Annotated in this window: 12 protein-coding genes; all 12 read left to right on the top strand. The window is 33.9% G+C overall.

Translation table 11 applies throughout. The features are described 5' to 3' along the window. The first annotated feature begins 77 nt into the window (after positions 1 to 77). The 12 genes from H3Z82_RS18295 (at position 78) to cap12 (ending at position 16771) form a co-directional block, all read left to right on the top strand. A complete protein-coding gene (locus tag H3Z82_RS18295; protein WP_182206943.1) occupies positions 78 to 1076 on the top strand; it encodes a helix-turn-helix transcriptional regulator in 999 nt (332 codons plus the stop codon). Positions 1077 to 1140: 64 nt separating this feature from the next. Further along, positions 1141 to 3639 (top strand): N-6 DNA methylase, encoded by a 2499-nt coding sequence (locus tag H3Z82_RS18290; RefSeq protein ID WP_182206942.1) that lies wholly within the window; start codon positions 1141 to 1143, stop codon positions 3637 to 3639. 2 nt (positions 3640 to 3641) lie between these two features. Next, positions 3642 to 4820, top strand: a complete 1179-nt coding sequence (locus tag H3Z82_RS18285; RefSeq protein WP_182206941.1) for a hypothetical protein — start codon at positions 3642 to 3644, stop codon at positions 4818 to 4820. Between the two features lie 270 nt (positions 4821 to 5090). After that, the gene (locus H3Z82_RS18280; RefSeq protein WP_182206940.1) at positions 5091 to 5447 is read left to right on the top strand and encodes a hypothetical protein; all 357 of its coding nucleotides are present in this window, start codon (positions 5091 to 5093) and stop codon (positions 5445 to 5447) included. 18 nt (positions 5448 to 5465) lie between these two features. Continuing rightward, positions 5466 to 6947: a type I restriction-modification system subunit M gene (locus H3Z82_RS18275; protein ID WP_182206939.1), complete on the top strand. Its 1482-nt coding sequence runs from the start codon at positions 5466 to 5468 to the stop codon at positions 6945 to 6947. After that, the gene (locus H3Z82_RS18270) at positions 6947 to 8149 is read left to right on the top strand and encodes a restriction endonuclease subunit S (RefSeq protein ID WP_182206938.1); all 1203 of its coding nucleotides are present in this window, start codon (positions 6947 to 6949) and stop codon (positions 8147 to 8149) included. The genes H3Z82_RS18275 and H3Z82_RS18270 overlap by 1 nt, the downstream gene beginning before the upstream one ends. Before the next feature lie 6 nt (positions 8150 to 8155). Beyond that, positions 8156 to 8743, top strand: coding sequence for a hypothetical protein (locus H3Z82_RS18265; RefSeq protein WP_182206937.1), 588 nt, complete (start codon positions 8156 to 8158; stop codon positions 8741 to 8743). Positions 8744 to 8877: 134 nt separating this feature from the next. After that, complete coding sequence (locus H3Z82_RS18260; protein ID WP_220459211.1) at positions 8878 to 12324, top strand: DEAD/DEAH box helicase family protein; 3447 nt, start codon at positions 8878 to 8880, stop codon at positions 12322 to 12324. Between the two features lie 109 nt (positions 12325 to 12433). Next, entirely contained in the window at positions 12434 to 14197 is a 1764-nt protein-coding gene (locus H3Z82_RS18255; protein ID WP_182206936.1) for a hypothetical protein, read from the top strand. Between the two features lie 346 nt (positions 14198 to 14543). Continuing rightward, positions 14544 to 14774: a DUF2188 domain-containing protein gene (locus H3Z82_RS18250; protein WP_182206935.1), complete on the top strand. Its 231-nt coding sequence runs from the start codon at positions 14544 to 14546 to the stop codon at positions 14772 to 14774. 3 nt (positions 14775 to 14777) lie between these two features. Beyond that, positions 14778 to 15851: a hypothetical protein gene (locus H3Z82_RS18245; RefSeq protein WP_182206934.1), complete on the top strand. Its 1074-nt coding sequence runs from the start codon at positions 14778 to 14780 to the stop codon at positions 15849 to 15851. Between the two features lie 2 nt (positions 15852 to 15853). After that, positions 15854 to 16771 carry a CBASS system CD-NTase-associated NAD(+) hydrolase Cap12 gene (gene cap12, locus H3Z82_RS18240; RefSeq protein ID WP_220459210.1) on the top strand — a complete coding sequence of 306 codons (918 nt, stop codon included), beginning with the start codon at positions 15854 to 15856 and terminating at the stop codon, positions 16769 to 16771. Positions 16772 to 16904: the final 133 nt, after the last annotated feature.

Genomic DNA, 16904 nt, shown 5'->3' with positions numbered 1-16904 from the left:
TACACGTTGTCAATTTCCACTAATGAGATAGGGTTTAAATAGAATGACTGCATTTAAAAAAGTAAGATATTTAAATAATGGCAAACAGCACCCACGCACATTTAAGATATAATATATTGGACTATTGCTTTCGCAATAAGTCCTACAGTTTTGAAGAATTACTCGAGTTTGTAAATGATGGCATTGCTGAGCTTTATCCTGGAGAAGGCATTTCCACAAGAACCTTGCGAGATGACCTTAAAGTGTTTAGAGATAAAGAGAATGGTTTTGCCGCGCCTTTACCAGAAAAAATCAGGGTTCTAAAATATACAAATCCTAAGTTTTCAATTGCTCAGCGTCCATTATTGGAATATGAACAATACTTAATAGACGCAGCACAGCAATTAATGTCGCGTTTTGAGAATCATCCTAAATATAACAAATTAGCAGAAGCTTTAATTAGGTTTCAAGATGAAGAAGAGCAAGAAACAGATACTTCTAAAATCTTGTTTTACGACCATAATGAGGAATATAGAGGGATTAAGCACTTAAAGCCATTATATCTTGCAATTAAGAAAAATCAAGTGCTACAAATAACTTTCAAAGGTTTCCAAGATAATGTCGAAACGACTTTCGAATTCCACCCACATATCTTAAAACAGTACAATAGAAGATGGTTTGTTTACGGATTAAATAATACCAGAAACATTAAGGAATGGAGTATTCCATTGGATGAAAGATTAATTAATATAAATATTCTGGAAGAATGTGATTATTTAAACTCAAGCACAGATTGGAATAGCTTTTTTAGAACCATGGTAGGTGTGGTAAGGGCTAAAGATGCTGAGGTAGAAAAAGTAGTCTTAAGGTTTCATAATGGCAGAGACAACTATTTTAAAACAAAGCCGTTTCAACCGGATTACGAGGAGTTTTTTGAAGAGGATAAAAAAGATCAGGTGTGGTTTGAGACCATCATCAATAATGAGTTGGTACAGCAAATCTTATCCTATGGAAAAGATGTTGAGGTTCTAGCCCCTGAAAGCTTAAAAAAGCAAATGTTTGAGCACAGTGAAACAATGTATAACTACTACTCTTAATAAGTGTGCAAATACTTCGCGCAATTACATTGTTAATTTGCAGAAGTTAAATTAATTGAAATTTATGAGAGAAGATAATTATATGGAAAAAGGAGATGTGATAAAGTTAACCGAGCAATTTTGGCAACCAATAGGTATTCTACGAGGAGTTTTACCAGTTGAACAACATCACATATTTTTATTTCTTTTGTCAGCGTATTATGATGGTATAATTGAGAAAGGGATGTTTGAAAGAGAGGTTAACTATGAAGAATTATTTTATTTTTTAGAGGATGACAATAGATACTGCGAACTGTTAGAGATTTATAAACCGGTAATAAATGGTATACCAGAATGGCCTTTATTAGATATAATTGAAGAGTTTTCAAAAATAGGTAATGATATTCCGGAACTAGTATTTAATAAAGTTTTTGATAACCTACTATTTAAGTTAGCCAGTAATCAAGGGAAATATTCTGGGGAATTTCTACTACCCAACGAAGTAAGTAGCTTAGTTATGGAATTAGTTGATATTCCAAATAGAGCTAAAGTATTCAACCCATTTGCAGGACTAGCTTCTTTTGCAACACATCTAAATAATGCACAAAGTTATTACGGGCAAGAAATTGTTGAAGCTACTTGGGCATTAGGTAAGTTGAGATTGTTGAGATTAGAGAAATCAAGTAATATTAATGTCGATTACAGAGTTGAAGATTCTATAAATAATTGGCCAGAATCCAATGATTTTGACTTAGTAATTTCTAATCCCCCATTTAATTATAAAGTTAATTCTTTGAAAGCGTATCAATTTGGCAAGAAAAAAATGACTGCCGAAGCCTACGTTATAAATAAAGGTTTAGAGTCTATCAATTCTCATGGTCAAGTCGCTTGCGTGATTTCTCCAGGACTACTTTTTAGTGATGGTGAAGAGAGAAATTTAAGACAATATTTAGTTGAAGAAGGATTGATCGAAACTATTGTGTCTTTACCAGGTGGGATTTTACAACATACTGCAATCCCAATATGTATACTCATTTTAGCTCGAAAGAGAAATAGCAGAAATGTTATAAAATTTATTGATGCTACAAGTTTTATTATCAAGGAAGATAAAGCAAAAATGAGATTGGATAATGAAAAGTTATTAGCTTATATAAAGGAAGGGAATAACACTGAATTTATCAAAGAAGTGAATATAGAGACTATTAGAGATAATGACTTTAATCTTAGTGTTAATAGATATTTTATAAAGCCTGTTGAAGGCAAAAAACTGTCTCAATTTGCTTCTTTTGATCCGGGATATACCTTTGATGATAGCCACTTGGCTAAATTTGTTCAAATCAAAGATCTAAAGGATGATGTTTTCGATAGTGAATTAAATATCGATACACTTGAAGAAAAGATGGCCCAGGAGGATAAGACAATATTTGTAGATACCCCCAGCATTTTGATGGCAACGGTTGGAAATTTCATCAAACCCACTTACTTTTCGTATAAGGAAGAAGAACCAATTGCTTTGGGTTCTGGAATAATTGCCATAGGAATTAATAAAAAGGAGATCAATCCATTATTCTTAATAAACGAATTTTCGGCCGATTATATTCAAAATCAGTTAAACAGTTATCGCGTAGGTTCAATCGCTTCGTATATTAAAAATGAGGATTTACAAAATCTTGTATTCAAATTACCTTCTATAAATGAGCAAAATGCAAAAATTGAAGGCATCTTCGCATTGTCTCAAAAGGTAAAAGCTTTAGAATTAGAAAAAGATAATCTAATTTACAGACGAAAAATTGAAGAAACTGATAGTTCTACATCTTTAAGTCATGTTTTAGGTAAGCCTTTACTGAGTATTGGGTCTTCTTTAGAAATTATTCAAGATGTCATGTGGAAACTGGATCCGAATTGGAAAGATATCGTAATTAATGAAAGCAGGCAATTTAGAATGGCTGATGCATTCGAATCTATCATTAAAAATATTGATTATATTCAAGAATTAGTAGATGATAATACCGCATTAGTTAACGTTTCTGCATTTCCATTAACTGAATTGCAGTTTTTAGAATTTCTTATTGAATTCGTTAGTAATGAGCAAATAAGCTTGCCTAGAGATGTGACATTGGAATTGGAAATTCATGATGATATAAAGCAAATTACAGATGATAAAATTATTGTAAGAGGTAATAAGCAAAAGCTCAGAATTGTGCTATTAAACCTTATAGATAATATTAAAAGACATGCGTTTGTAGAAGATTCTAAAATTCACGATATAAATATAGAAGTTCTACCTTTCATTGCCAATGAAGATGAAGCAAAGGATTTTAATTATGAAATAAATTCAAAACAAGCTTATATTGAAATTAAAGTTTCAAACACAGGCAAATCTTTTCCGATCGATTTAAATTTGGAGGATTATATTCGAAAAAATTTTTCAGTAGGTTCAACTAAGAACAAAGGATTAGGGGGATACGAAATTAATGAAATTTTGAAAGTCCATAATTACGGAAAAAGAGCCTTGAATATTTTGAGGTTAGACGAAGATCAAGAGTTTTCTTCGACGGTTTCCTTTATTATACCTATAATTTAATTATGAATAAAACATTTACCATACTTTGGATAGACGATGAGCATGATCATGAAGCTTTAGAGCCCTTTATTATTCAAGCTGAATCAAAAGGAATATTTTTAGAAGGCTACAACAATTTTAAGAAAGGCTTTGAGGTTTTAGAAAATGATTTATTAAGATTTGATGGAGTGCTTTTAGATGCATTGTTCTTTTTTGACGAAAACTCTGAAACTCCAAATACAAAAGGGTTAGGTGCTGCACTTGGAAAACTTAATGAGTTAAAGAATAAAAAATTATTGCCATATTTCATTTTATCTGGTCAATCAAGCTTTACGGATAAGCAAAATGATATTCTAGAAGCTAACGATCTCAAATGTTATAACAAAAAAAAGATTTCAGATGTAAAGAAGTTACTTGATAATATAATTAGTGAGTCAGAAGGTTTGGATGTCAATCAGTTAAAACATAGATACCCAAAACAGTTTGAAATGTGTTCTGATAACTATCTCGGTAAAAAACATTTTGATAGATTACACCATTTGGTGTTAGGATTAGAAAATCCAGCTCAAATTATAATAGCTCAAGATTCTCTAAACGGCATAAGAAAAATTATAGAAGCCGTTTTCATAAAGCTAAATGAAATTGGTTGTATTCCAGATGAAATTATTCACGACCAAGGTTGGATTAATGGATCGGGAAAATTTTTATCGGGTAGACATAGAGATTATTTACATAAACATGAAGTGATACATCCTGTGGTCGCTTTTAACATATTTAAAATCTTAAACGTCACACAAGATGGTTCACATAATGAAGGCAAATCACTAGGCGTTGATGCTTACATGGCATCAAATAAAAATACGTTTTTATACCAAAGTGTTGTTTTGCTTTTATTGGACACGCTAGATTACATGAAAACATTCATTGACAACAATGCTGACAAAGCATTAAATCAATTAAAATGGGAAGCTAAACCTTCCACAAACTCATTATCTAACGAATGGATTCGGGGAGAGATTTCAAGAATAGCAGATAATAATTATGGAACCTTTCAACCTGAAGATGGAGGGAATACAATCTCAATTTTACCAGAAATTATAGCACAATATTCCTTAACAGCAGATCAAATTATTGAAGTAACCACTAAGCCAAGTCGTTGTGGAACCAAAACATTCATAGATGAAATTAGGTTATCCAGATAACTATGCAACTATCCCGCACACTCCAGCCCTACATTTGTTTCACAATCATTAAAAGAAAGAGCTATGGGTAAGAATACCAACGCGAATTGTCCAACTTGTTAAAAGATTATACTGGAAATTTAATTATGACACTAATTTTTAAGACTGGGACTAATGAAAAGTTGTCTGTGAATTATAAAAACATCCCAAGAACATAAAAAAAACGATAATAGCTTTTACCATCGCTGACAAACACAATAAACCTAAATTTACCTTTTAAATATATTCCTTATGCTATTAAAACTAATTGAGGACGACCAACAGCACAATCATAAAGACATCGCTGAGTTTTTAAGAAATTTCATTAATCTTCCACAAGATGATTATCTTGAAGATTTTGTGGACCAAAGCGCATTAAGCTTATATGATTTTGTCAGAATTGCAATAATCGTCAAAGACAATTTATTTTTTTTGAATGAAACAATACCAAAAGCGAAATTAACGCTCGATTACTGCATTATGCTAGCCACAGTGGCGCTAACACTGGAGGAAAAGGAATGGGATTTAAATGAGCAGGAAATACACATTGTAGCTTCTTTAAAGGAAGCTTATTTACATACTAAAAACATTGAAAATACCTTTAACTAATATACTTGATACTTAAATATGATCACCGGAGAAACTAAAAGTAAAATAGATAGAATTTGGAACGACTTCTGGACAGGAGGAATATCCAACCCACTAACCGTAGTAGAGCAGTTTACCTATCTAATATTTATCAAACAATTGGATGATAAACAGATTCTAATGGAAAAGCAGGCAAACCTTTTAGGGGTGCCTATTGAAAAACCTATTTATACCAAAGAACAAAGCCCATTGCGTTGGTCAAATTTTAAAAATAAAGACCCAGAAACAATGTTTGATTTGTTTACCAAACAACAACGGGAGTTAGAGGATATTACAGCATTTGATTTCATGAAAACTATCGGTGCCGAAGGAGGAGAATTTGCCAAGTTTATGAAAGGCGCCATTTTTATGATCCAGTCGCCTAAATTGTTGGATAAAGTAGTACAACAGATTGACCAGTTACCTTTAGATAACAGAGATACCAAAGGAGATCTTTACGAGTATATGCTTTCCAAAATTGCCGAAGCAGGTACCAACGGACAGTTCCGTACGCCACGCCATATTATTAATATGATGGTGGAAATGACCCAACCTAAAAAAGATGATATTATTTGCGACCCAGCTTGTGGAACTGCGGGATTCTTAGTGAGTGCAGGAGAGTATATTTATCATAACCACAACGACTGGTTTCAAGACAAAACTTTTAGAGAACATTTTAACACTAAGATGTTTAACGGTATTGAGTTTGACCCGTCTATGTTGCGTATTGCCGCTATGAATATGCAATTGCACGGAATGGAAACCCCAGTGCTAATTGGTAAAGATGCATTGAGCGAAGCGAATGCTGATATTGAAAATGAATACACCTTAATTCTAGCCAATCCGCCCTTTAAAGGTAGTTTGGATTATGATGAGGTAGAAAGCAGCTTACTGCAAACCACCAAAACCAAGAAAACAGAATTGCTGTTTTTGAGCCTGATGCTACGTACGCTTAAAGTAGGAGGGCGTGCAGCAGTTATTGTGCCAGATGGTGTTTTGTTTGGTAGCTCTAGAGCGCACAAAAGTATTAGAGAAGAGTTGGTAAACAACCAAAAACTGGAAGCAGTAATTTCCATGCCTTCTGGGGTGTTTAAACCCTATGCAGGGGTAAGTACAGCCGTATTGTTTTTTACCAAAACCAATTCTGGAGGAACAGATACCGTATGGTTTTACGATATGAAAGCCGATGGTTATAGTTTAGACGATAAGCGTGCGGAGATTAAGGACAATGACATTCCAGATATTGTAAAACGTTTTAAAAACTTAGAAGCAGAAACTGAAAGAGCTCGTACTGACTCAAGTTTTTTGGTGCCTTTTAAAGAGATTAAAGAAAACGATTGGGATTTGTCTATTAATCGTTATAAAGAAGTTGTTTATGAAGAAATTGAATATGATGAACCAAATATGATAATTGGTTTGATAAAGGAGATTGATAAATCAAGAAAAGATGCGTTGTTGAATTTGGAAAAAATGATGAATTAATGAAGTATGTTACGTTAAAAGAACTTTCAAATGAAGGAATGTTTAAAGATGGGGACTGGATTGAAAGTAAAGATCAAGATAAGGAAGGGAATGTAAGATTATTGCAATTAGCAGATATTGGAGTTGGAGAATTTCTTGATAAGTCATCAAAATTTATTAATAATGATACATTTGAGACATTAAAATGTACAGAAATTAAGAATGGTGATATTCTGATTGCTAGAATGCCCGATCCTATTGGAAGAGCTTGTTTATTTCCTATAGAGAGTTCGGATCTCAGATATATTACAGCTGTTGATGTTGCAATATTAAGAGTTAATAATAATGTTGATAACAGGTATGTGTGCTATATTTTGAATAGCCCTTCTATGCTCTCTGAAAGTTTGAGACAATGTACTGGAGCTACTAGAAAAAGAATTTCAAGGAGTAAATTGGCACAATTCCAAATCCCTCTTCCACCCCTAGAAACCCAAAAAAAAATAGCTGCAATTCTAGACGAAGCAGACAAACTTCGCCAACTAGACAAACAACTCATCGAAAAATATGATGCCCTTACCCAAAGTCTCTTTTTGGATATGTTTGGGGATCCTGTGACGAATCCGAAGGGATGGGATACAATAAATTTAGGTAGTGTTTGTGGTGTAGGATCAAGTAGAAGAGTATTTGTTGATGAACTAGTTGAAGACGGTATTCCTTTTTATAGAGGAACAGAGGTAGGTAAATTGGGAGAAGGCAAATCTATAATTCCTACTTTATTTATTACAAGATACCATTACGAAAGTTTGAAAGCAGAGAGAGGGATTCCTAAACAAGGAGATTTATTGATGCCTTCTATCTGCCCGGATGGTAGGATTTGGGTTGTTGATAATGACAAAGAATTTTATTTTAAAGATGGCAGGGTTTTATGGGTTGAGGTAGATTCAAAAACAATGAATAGTATTTATCTAAGGTATCACTTGAAAGGTTCATTCTTTGCTAATTACAATAATATTGCATCAGGCACCACGTTTGCTGAGTTAAAGATTGTAGCGTTAAAGAAAATGACTGTGTTTTATCCTGATATAAAACTACAAAACCAATTCGCAGAACGTGTACAAGCCATAGAAGCTCAAAAAGAACTAGCCCAACAAAGCCTACAAAAAAGCGAAGACTTATTTAACAGCTTATTGCAAAAAGCTTTTAAAGGAGAGTTGGTAAAATAAAGGCATATGAGAACAGTTAAATTAATTTTAATATTAGGCTTAATCATTTTTTTTAATTCATGCAAAGAGAAAACCTCAAGGTCAAATAGCTACTATAACGACTCAGAAAGTAATTATTACTATGAAGACCAAGAAGCATATCCGGACGACACCTATTGCTCAGATGTGGATTATTACAACCCAGATACCGGAACCAGAAGTAGTTATACTTTAAATGTGGAAGTTGAGGACAATGAAGTGACAGTAATACGTTTTTCAAGTGGCTGGCTAGACAGTAGTGAGTTTTCTTCTGAAGCTTTAGATGATGACGGGTATTGTTCGATTACCCTTTATGACGGTAGAAGGTTTGATATTCAAATTACCGGCTCTGAATGTTCCTTCAGTGATGGATATAGAATTGAAAGTGACATTGAAGATGAAATAGCTGCCGTTACCTGCCCGAAATGTGGTTTTTCAAAAGAAGAATATGACACCTATTGCAGTTCCTGTGAAAACTTAATAGAAAACACGTGCTCGAGATGTGGAGGTTTTGAATACTACGTTTATGGAGGTTTATGTAGCAGTTGCAAAAACGATGATAATGAGGATTGGTAGGTTGTCGTAAATTTTAGGCGGGAATGTGTTGAGATTCCAAGTTTACAAGAATTTGTGGAGAAAGTTATTGATATTTAGTTTAATATGGGTTGATTTATAGCGTTTTCTTACTATTTTAAATGTTTTTTTAAGTCATGAATATAAAAAGCAATTTTGAATTTATAAAGTATGATTTCCCTGAACTGTATCGTGAAGCGGTTGAGGCAGAGAAATACGTCTTTAAAGCACCCAAATATGCTGCGCTACAATCCAGAGTGGTTTTAGAGTTAACATTAAACTGGCTATACGATAACGACGCAGATTACGAAAGACCTTATGATACTAAATTAGCAGCTTTATTGTATCATGATGATTTCAAAAATGATATAAAAGAAAGCTTACTTAATGAGCTTACCTTAGTTAGAAAAGTAGGAAATAATGCGGCGCATGGTACAAGAGTCAATACCAAGGAAGCGCTCATTTGTCTTAGAAGTATCTTCAGGCTTCTCTCCTTTGTGGGGATTAACTATAACGAAGAAAACCCAGATATTCCGCCATTCAATGAGGCGCTAATTCCTACAGGCGAACTTAATGACAAAACCTTAAAAGAGCTTCAAGAAAAATCGGAAGCTGTTGAGAAATTATTAGAAGAGAAGAAGAAACAACTTGAAAGAACACTCGAGCTTCAAAAAGAAAACGATCTTCTACGACAACAAGTTCAAAAGCATGAAAACTTACTAAAAGAGCGAAAAGAAGAGCGTAAGGTTGAGGTCGATTTTGAAGAGAGCATCCCAGAACTTACCTCTGAAATTGAAACTCGTAAACTATATATTGATCTGTTGCTTAAAGAAGCAGGTTGGGATAATCTTAAACTTCATAAAGATTTAGAGTACAAAGTTACCGGTATGCCAGTAGTCGTAAATCCTTCAGGAGTAGGTTATGTAGATTATGTGCTTTGGGATGACAATGGTATGCCGTTAGCAGTTGTAGAGGCGAAGAAGACGCTTCACGATCCTAAAAAAGGAAAGCATCAAGCCTATTTATATGCTGATTGTTTAGAACAAATGACAGGGCAAAGACCCATCATTTTTTATACCAACGGTTTTGAAACCCATGTATGGGATGATACATTCTATCCCGAGCGCCAAGTGAGTGGTTTTTACACAAAAGATGAGTTACATTATCTTATTGAGCGCAGAACTACAAGAACGGACATCAGGGAATACCAAATTAATAGAGATATAGTTGGAAGACCTTATCAATTAGAAGGCATAAAGCGAGTAGCCGACGCATTGGTAACCACGCATCAAAATGAATTAAAAGGAAAGAATAGAAAAGCATTGCTAGTCATGGCTACCGGAAGTGGGAAAACCAGAATCTCAGCGGCCATAGTCGATATGTTGACTAAGAGTAATTGGGCTAAACGTGTATTGTTTTTAGCAGATAGGAATGCTTTGGTTACCCAGGCTAAAAATGCGTACAAGGAGCATTTACCCCATTTAAGTGCCATCGATTTAACCAAAGAAAAGGAGGATAATGGAACACGAATTGTGTTTTCCACCTATCCAACCATAATGAATCGAATAGATGGTCTGAAAAATGAAGATGGAAGGTATTATGGTCCGGGGCATTTTGATCTGATCATCATTGATGAAGCACACAGATCGGTATATCAAAAATACCGTGCAATTTTCGAATATTTCGATGCGATTTTAATTGGTTTAACCGCCACCCCTAAAAAAGAAATAGACCACAATACGTATTCATTATTCAATATTGAAGACGATAACCCAACATATGCATATGAGTTAAATCAGGCGGTTCAAGATAAGTTTTTAGTGCCTCCAAAAGCAATTAACGTACCTGTCAAATTTGTGCATGAGGGAATTAAATATAATGAGCTATCTGAGGAAGATAAATTAAAGTTTGAAGAAACTTTTATGGACGGTGCGTCAGGAGATGAAGAGGACATAGAAATAAGTAAATCAGCCATAAATTCATTTTTGTTCAATAATAAAACAATTGATGATGTTCTGGATTATTTAATGAATAACGGTGTCAAGGTTGAAGGAGGAGATAAGTTAGGTAAAACAATCATTTTTGCTAAAAATCATAAGCACGCTGTTTTTATTGAAAAGCGCTTCAATAAAAATTACCCAGAATATTCAGGTAAGTTTTTGCGTGTAATTGATAATTATGAAACTAAGGCACAGGATTTACTGGAAAAATTCTGCGAAGATAAAGTGGAATTAGAGCCTCAAATCGCGGTATCTGTAGATATGATGGATACCGGTGTTGATGCGCCTAGAGTGGTTAATCTGGTATTCTTTAAGCAGGTAAAATCTTATGCCAAATTTTGGCAGATGATTGGAAGAGGTACACGTCTCCGACCAAACCTATTTGGTCCTGAAATGGATAAGGAGTTCTTTATGATTTTTGATATTTGCGATAACTTCAGTTTTTTTAATGAATTCCCAGACGGTGTCAAAGGAACCGCTGCGAAAACAATATCTCAAAAGATATTTGAAGCTAAATTAAATATTTTAATGGCTATCCGCGACAATACTGAATCTACAGCAGAAGAGGATGCATTAGCGGAAAACTACACCAATCAGTTGCATGAGGTAATCCATACTCTTGATCAAGAACGATTTGAGGTAAGAAAACACTGGACACTTGTAACTGAATTTAATACCCGAGAAAGATGGGACAATTTAAGTGTAGGCGATATTCACGATTTATGTACTAATCTTTCTGGTTTAGCCCCGTATAATGCAGGCGACGATGAACGTAGTAAGCGTTTTGATTTGTTAGCTCTTAATTTTCAATTAGTCATTCTTTCAGGAGATAAAAGAGGGGAAGAAGCTTACGTCAAGCAAATTTATAATATAGCCAATAACCTCTATAAGAAAAGAAATGTCCCAAAAGTTCAAGAGAAACTCAATCTTATTAAGCAAGTGCAGGAAGTTGAGTTCTGGAAAAACACCAATGTTAATGTTGTCGAGAACATAAGAGTAGAATTAAGAGACTTGCTTAAGTTCATCGAAAAACAAGATGTAAAAACAGTTTATACGGATTTCTCTGATGAGATTCAATACCATAAAGTAGCTGAGGTTGATATAATGCCAACTTATGCCAAGTTAAAAAGCTATAAAGATAGAGTTGAGGCATTTATACGTAAAAATAAATCTCATTTAGTTATAGACAAACTTCATAAAAATATTCCTATCACTCCTAAAGAATTGGAGTTGCTAGAATCGTTTTTATTTAATGACGAATTAGGCACCAAAGAGGAATACGAAAATGAATACGGTGCTCAGCCTTTAGGTAAATTCATTAGAAGTATTGTTGGTTTAGATGTTGAAACAGTGAATAGGCTATTTTCACATTTTATTGAAGATAAAAACCTAAAACCAGTTCAAATCACCTTCATACAAACCTTGATTAACTATCTAAACCGTAATGGAACCTTAGATAAAAAACTATTGACGCAACCTCCTTTTAATGAAGCTAGTGATGCTGGTATCATTGGTTTATTTGATGATCATAAGGTTAGAGAAATAGTTTCGATTATTGATGATGTCAATAAAAATATTGGTTAGTCTTTAGGCGTAGCTATCTTATTTAAAGTTCGTATTCAATCTTAAACTGTGCAGATTCTCTGCATAGTCTGGTCGTATTATTGCAGTATTAATCTTTAATTCTGTGTTTATGACTGCATATCAAAACTTTTGGGACGCTGAGATAGAAATACTTCTTCAGCAATTAGACGCGCCACATTCTTTGGAAGAGAATATTGTGGATACTTTAAAAAACTCTAGAAGAACAGGAATCTTCCCCAATCAAATTATCAATGCCTTACGTATTGGACTTTCTTTCAAAGAAGGTAATCAAAATATGGCTTTTGTTGCTTCTATGCAAAGTGGTAAATCTGGAACAATATATTTTTTATGTAATTATGTACTGCCGGCGATAGGATTAATTAAAGATCTTGAATCGATCCTATTCGTTACTAGTATGCGTGACACTGATCTTTATGAGCAGAATTGTCGCGTATTAGAGCGTGAGTTTTATGATTGTGTCATAGGGGATTTGAAGCCGTCTGTCCTTAAGGTCATGAAGATGAGCGATTTCTTTAACCATCCAAATCCACACAAAGTTGTGAATGAATATGACGTGCAGTTAATCATTCGTGATGAAGATCAGTATGGCTCAGGGATGGAATCTTCATTTGAATTGGCTTTCTTTTCCGAATTGAGATATCGAATTCCGGATATAAAATTATTGGCTGTCAGCGCAACCCCTTATGATATTCTCGATGCTCAATTTACTGGTGCTACTGATGTAGATGTTATAGTAGGTGTCCGTCCACCAGAATATTATGGCATTTCTGAAATGCTAGCAGATAATGTTATTGAAGACATCCCAAGTGGTTTCAAACCACTACAAGTACAAGATGTGAATGGAGAGGAAGTGTATACAGTTCATCCAAAAACTGAGGAGTATGTTCATCATTTAAATTCTTTTGATTGTGGATTAGGGATAATAAGAGAATCCAATACAACCAGGGCTGTTGAATTGAGACGACTTCTAAAGAAACAATTCAAGCAGCAATGCATGACATTGTTAATTGGTTCCGATCCAGCGTGTGATTTTAGTATTAATGAAGGTATCAAAGAGGTTTCCGATCTTATTTTAAAAAGAGGGCAACGCGTAGTACTCATCATCGTGCAAGCCTTAACCGCTGGTAAAGATTTGGGAATTATTAAAGAAAAAGTACGCTTTGGGATTGAGCCAAGAGATAAACAATTGGCAAATGGCGCTCAAGGAATAACAGGACGTTTCTGTGGATATCATAATAATCGAAATTTCAAATTAATGGCGAGTAAGCCGCTGTTAGAGCATTATGCGCAGTTTGAACAAGACTGGGAGATTTTCGCAGATGAAGACTGGCGTAATAAATTATTCAATAGTAATGTTAAAAGTTTGAGTACGCACACTAAGTTTGTGGAAACGCAATCTGAAGGAGCCTTCACTCCAGTAGAACATATAGAAACATTAAGTTATGAACAGTTGCTCAGCGAAACTGGACGTGAGAGCTTGTCTTTTATTGATGATGAAGCGTACCATCGGTTATTGGATTATTTTGAACCGATATTCTTTAATGTTTCTACTAAAGGAACACGATTTCAGCAGAAAGGAGTAACTGTGCGTATTGCATCTGGGTACAACCAAGAAAGTAATCGTGTTTATCGCAACTGGAATTGCAGTTTAACTTCAGATTTTGGAAATATATTCTTTAAAAAGAATCCATACCAGTACGGTGTTTTAATCAGTAATTATCCCATAAATGATGAGCGCAACACATTGGGATTTACAGGAATTAAGATCATTCAATCCGGTAAGAAGGCATGGCGCAATCAGGTGACTAATGTCCAAAATAATTCTATGTATGGAGGTGCTGAATCAGCATAATGACAGCTATGCCAGTAGTTTATAGATGTGTTCGTCGGTGGAAAAACGTAGTTTAACTAAAAATAATGAGAAAAAGAGTTTCATAATGACATCTTGTCAATTTAAGAAAGCTTTAACAGTTTGGAACGCTCATTGTCTAATTATTACACATAAAAAAAGTCCCAACATTCGACCGGAAGGACTTTTTTAAAATTCAAAGTGAGTAGTATAATGAAAAGGATACTACCCCGTTTTTTGCGGTGCAAATATAGCGCGTTATATCTTCCCTGCAAAATTTCCAGATTCCTTTCACGGTTTAAGTAGCAACGACCGTAATCGTTGTTACATCAATTAATCTAAAATACAAATGAAGAATTTTCATTTAGTACACGATGATGGTGTGTACAAAATTAAGAAAGAGAATGCGCAACGCGCTTCGAAAGTTATCGATTCAACCAAAGTTGACGCTATTAAACAAGCAGCCGATTTTGTGAAATCACAAGGTGGTGGTTCCTTAAAAATTCACAAAAATTCAGGAGGTTTTCAAGAGGAGCGAACGTATCCACGATCTAAAGACCCTAAACAATCAAAAGGATAGGTTATGGAGAGAGATTATGACGAATTAGTAAAAAGAGTCAAAGCGAGATACAATCCCGCGGAGATTGATGAATCAACGCTTTTAAATGAATCTCTTAGGATGGAGCTAAAGGCTTTGTCAGGATCTAAAGTTTTGGAGTATGTGAAACGTTCGATGCAAGGTGTTGAACCAGCTTATACCCAGAATACTATGGTAGCAGGGGATAAAGTTAAAGCGCAACTTAAGAAAAATAATCCCAACTTGGATTATGAGTATCAAGGATCAGTTATGTGTAATACTCATATTAAGGGCTATAGTGATATCGATCTTGTTCAACTATGTAATCGCTTTTATTTTCACGACTCAAAATCTATTTTTACTGAAGAATATAAGAGAATCAGTCTTACTGATTCCCAGCGTCGTTCATTATTAGAAGTAATAGAAGGATCAACTTATAATGGGGATGCTAATCATGATTTAAGAGAAATAAGATTAGAGGCAGAAAAAGTGTTGTCAGCGGTGTACAATAATGTAGATAGTTCTAAAGATAAATCAATCGAGGTTAATCTAACAAGTCCAAAACGAAAAGTTGATGTTGTAACAGCGTCCTGGTATAAATCCGTTAATTCAGTTAAATCTGGAAATGAAGCAGAAAAGGGTATAAAAATCTATGATAAAAGGTTGAACGACACTTTGCCGGTTGATTATCCATTTTTAAAAATAAAGATGCTGAATGAGAAAGATAAAACTGTGAATGGCCGTTTAAAGAAAATGATTAGATTTTTAAAGACGATAAAAGCGGATTCAGATATTAACATCAACATTAGCAGCTTCGATATTTCATCAGTATGTTACAATATTAATTCTCTTTCATATTATGACAAGCCCTATTATGAGCTTGTATATGTGTTGAAGGTAGAATTAGAAAAAATTGTAGCCGATGATTTTTATCGAAATAGCATAAAATCAATCGATGGAACTGAATGTGTTTTTAGAGATAAACCAGAAAAGTATGGTCAACTGGTTTTACTCTTAAATGAGTTGAACTCTATTAAGAAAGACTTGGTAGATAATAACAAAATAACACGTTTCTTATAATTATGAAAAAAAGAATTTTCATTGGTAGCTCTAGCGAAGAGTTAGGTACTGCCAAAATAGTTAAATCAATTTTAGATAACGACTTTGAAGTAATTATTTGGAATGAATCTGTTTGGGATAAGTCTGTTTTTAAGATTAATAATAATTTTTTATCAGATTTACTTACTGCTACCTTAAAATTTGATTTTGGTATTTTGATAGGGTCACCGGATGACAGATTAATTTATAGAGGTGAAGAAAAGCTTACTGCTAGAGATAATATTCTATTTGAATTAGGTTTATTTACTGGACGTTTAGGTTTAGAAAAGTGTGCATTTTTGATTGAAGAATCGGTAAAAGTTCCGTCTGATTTAGGTGGTATTAATTTAGTTGTGTTTAACAATAAAACACTCGCTGATAAGATTGATAGTATTAAAGAGATGTTTTTGCATGCTACCAATATAGAACTTAATTTTTTCCCGTCAAGTACATTAGCATATGCCTATTACGAGAATTTTGTAAAGTACGTGTGTGAGCATTATGTGCAAAATAATGGTTTTATTTATAATAATAACAATTATTCAGATTGTAAGTTAAAGATAATAGTTCCATATAAATTGCCGAATGATTTAAATTTGGCCTTTAAAAAAATCCAAAATGATATTGGAGTGGACAAGCTATCTTTTAGCTCCAATGGAAGACCTCGCAACGTTCATGTAGATGCTAAAGTTGAAAACGGTAAATTGATGCTTTTAGATTTCCCTACCACTCTTACCGGCATTGATTATGCAATAGGAAATCATCTTCCAAATGATTTTAAAAATCAGACTGAAGATTATAATCTTATTATAGAGCGGGAAATCAATAAATTCATAGATACTTTGAAAAAAATACTTCTAAAGAATGGTTTCGATGACTTTGTGGAAATAGTGAGATCTTAGTGTTTAAATGCGGACTATTTAAAAATAATCCGCATTTTAAATTTAAGCGCAATTGTCTTAATCTGAATTGGTTGTTTGGGTTATCAAGTAATAAGGAGTTCATCAGTCATTCCATTTTGCTCCATAAAAACAT

The organism is Gelidibacter maritimus, from assembly GCF_014062315.1.
GTDB classification, from domain to species: Bacteria; Bacteroidota; Bacteroidia; order Flavobacteriales; family Flavobacteriaceae; genus Gelidibacter; species Gelidibacter maritimus.
Note: the sequence above shows the minus strand (reverse complement) of the source record. Positions and strands in the feature narration are given on the sequence as shown.

Coding starts and splice junctions, on each gene's coding strand:
- H3Z82_RS18260 (WP_220459211.1), top strand. CDS start 8,878: ATGAATATAAAAAGCAATTTTGAATTTATAAAGTATGATTTCCCTGAA.
- H3Z82_RS18250 (WP_182206935.1), top strand. CDS start 14,544: ATGAAGAATTTTCATTTAGTACACGATGATGGTGTGTACAAAATTAAG.
- H3Z82_RS18255 (WP_182206936.1), top strand. CDS start 12,434: ATGACTGCATATCAAAACTTTTGGGACGCTGAGATAGAAATACTTCTT.
- H3Z82_RS18295 (WP_182206943.1), top strand. CDS start 78: ATGGCAAACAGCACCCACGCACATTTAAGATATAATATATTGGACTAT.
- H3Z82_RS18275 (WP_182206939.1), top strand. CDS start 5,466: ATGATCACCGGAGAAACTAAAAGTAAAATAGATAGAATTTGGAACGAC.
- cap12 (WP_220459210.1), top strand. CDS start 15,854: ATGAAAAAAAGAATTTTCATTGGTAGCTCTAGCGAAGAGTTAGGTACT.
- H3Z82_RS18285 (WP_182206941.1), top strand. CDS start 3,642: ATGAATAAAACATTTACCATACTTTGGATAGACGATGAGCATGATCAT.
- H3Z82_RS18265 (WP_182206937.1), top strand. CDS start 8,156: ATGAGAACAGTTAAATTAATTTTAATATTAGGCTTAATCATTTTTTTT.
- H3Z82_RS18280 (WP_182206940.1), top strand. CDS start 5,091: ATGCTATTAAAACTAATTGAGGACGACCAACAGCACAATCATAAAGAC.
- H3Z82_RS18245 (WP_182206934.1), top strand. CDS start 14,778: ATGGAGAGAGATTATGACGAATTAGTAAAAAGAGTCAAAGCGAGATAC.
- H3Z82_RS18270 (WP_182206938.1), top strand. CDS start 6,947: ATGAAGTATGTTACGTTAAAAGAACTTTCAAATGAAGGAATGTTTAAA.
- H3Z82_RS18290 (WP_182206942.1), top strand. CDS start 1,141: ATGAGAGAAGATAATTATATGGAAAAAGGAGATGTGATAAAGTTAACC.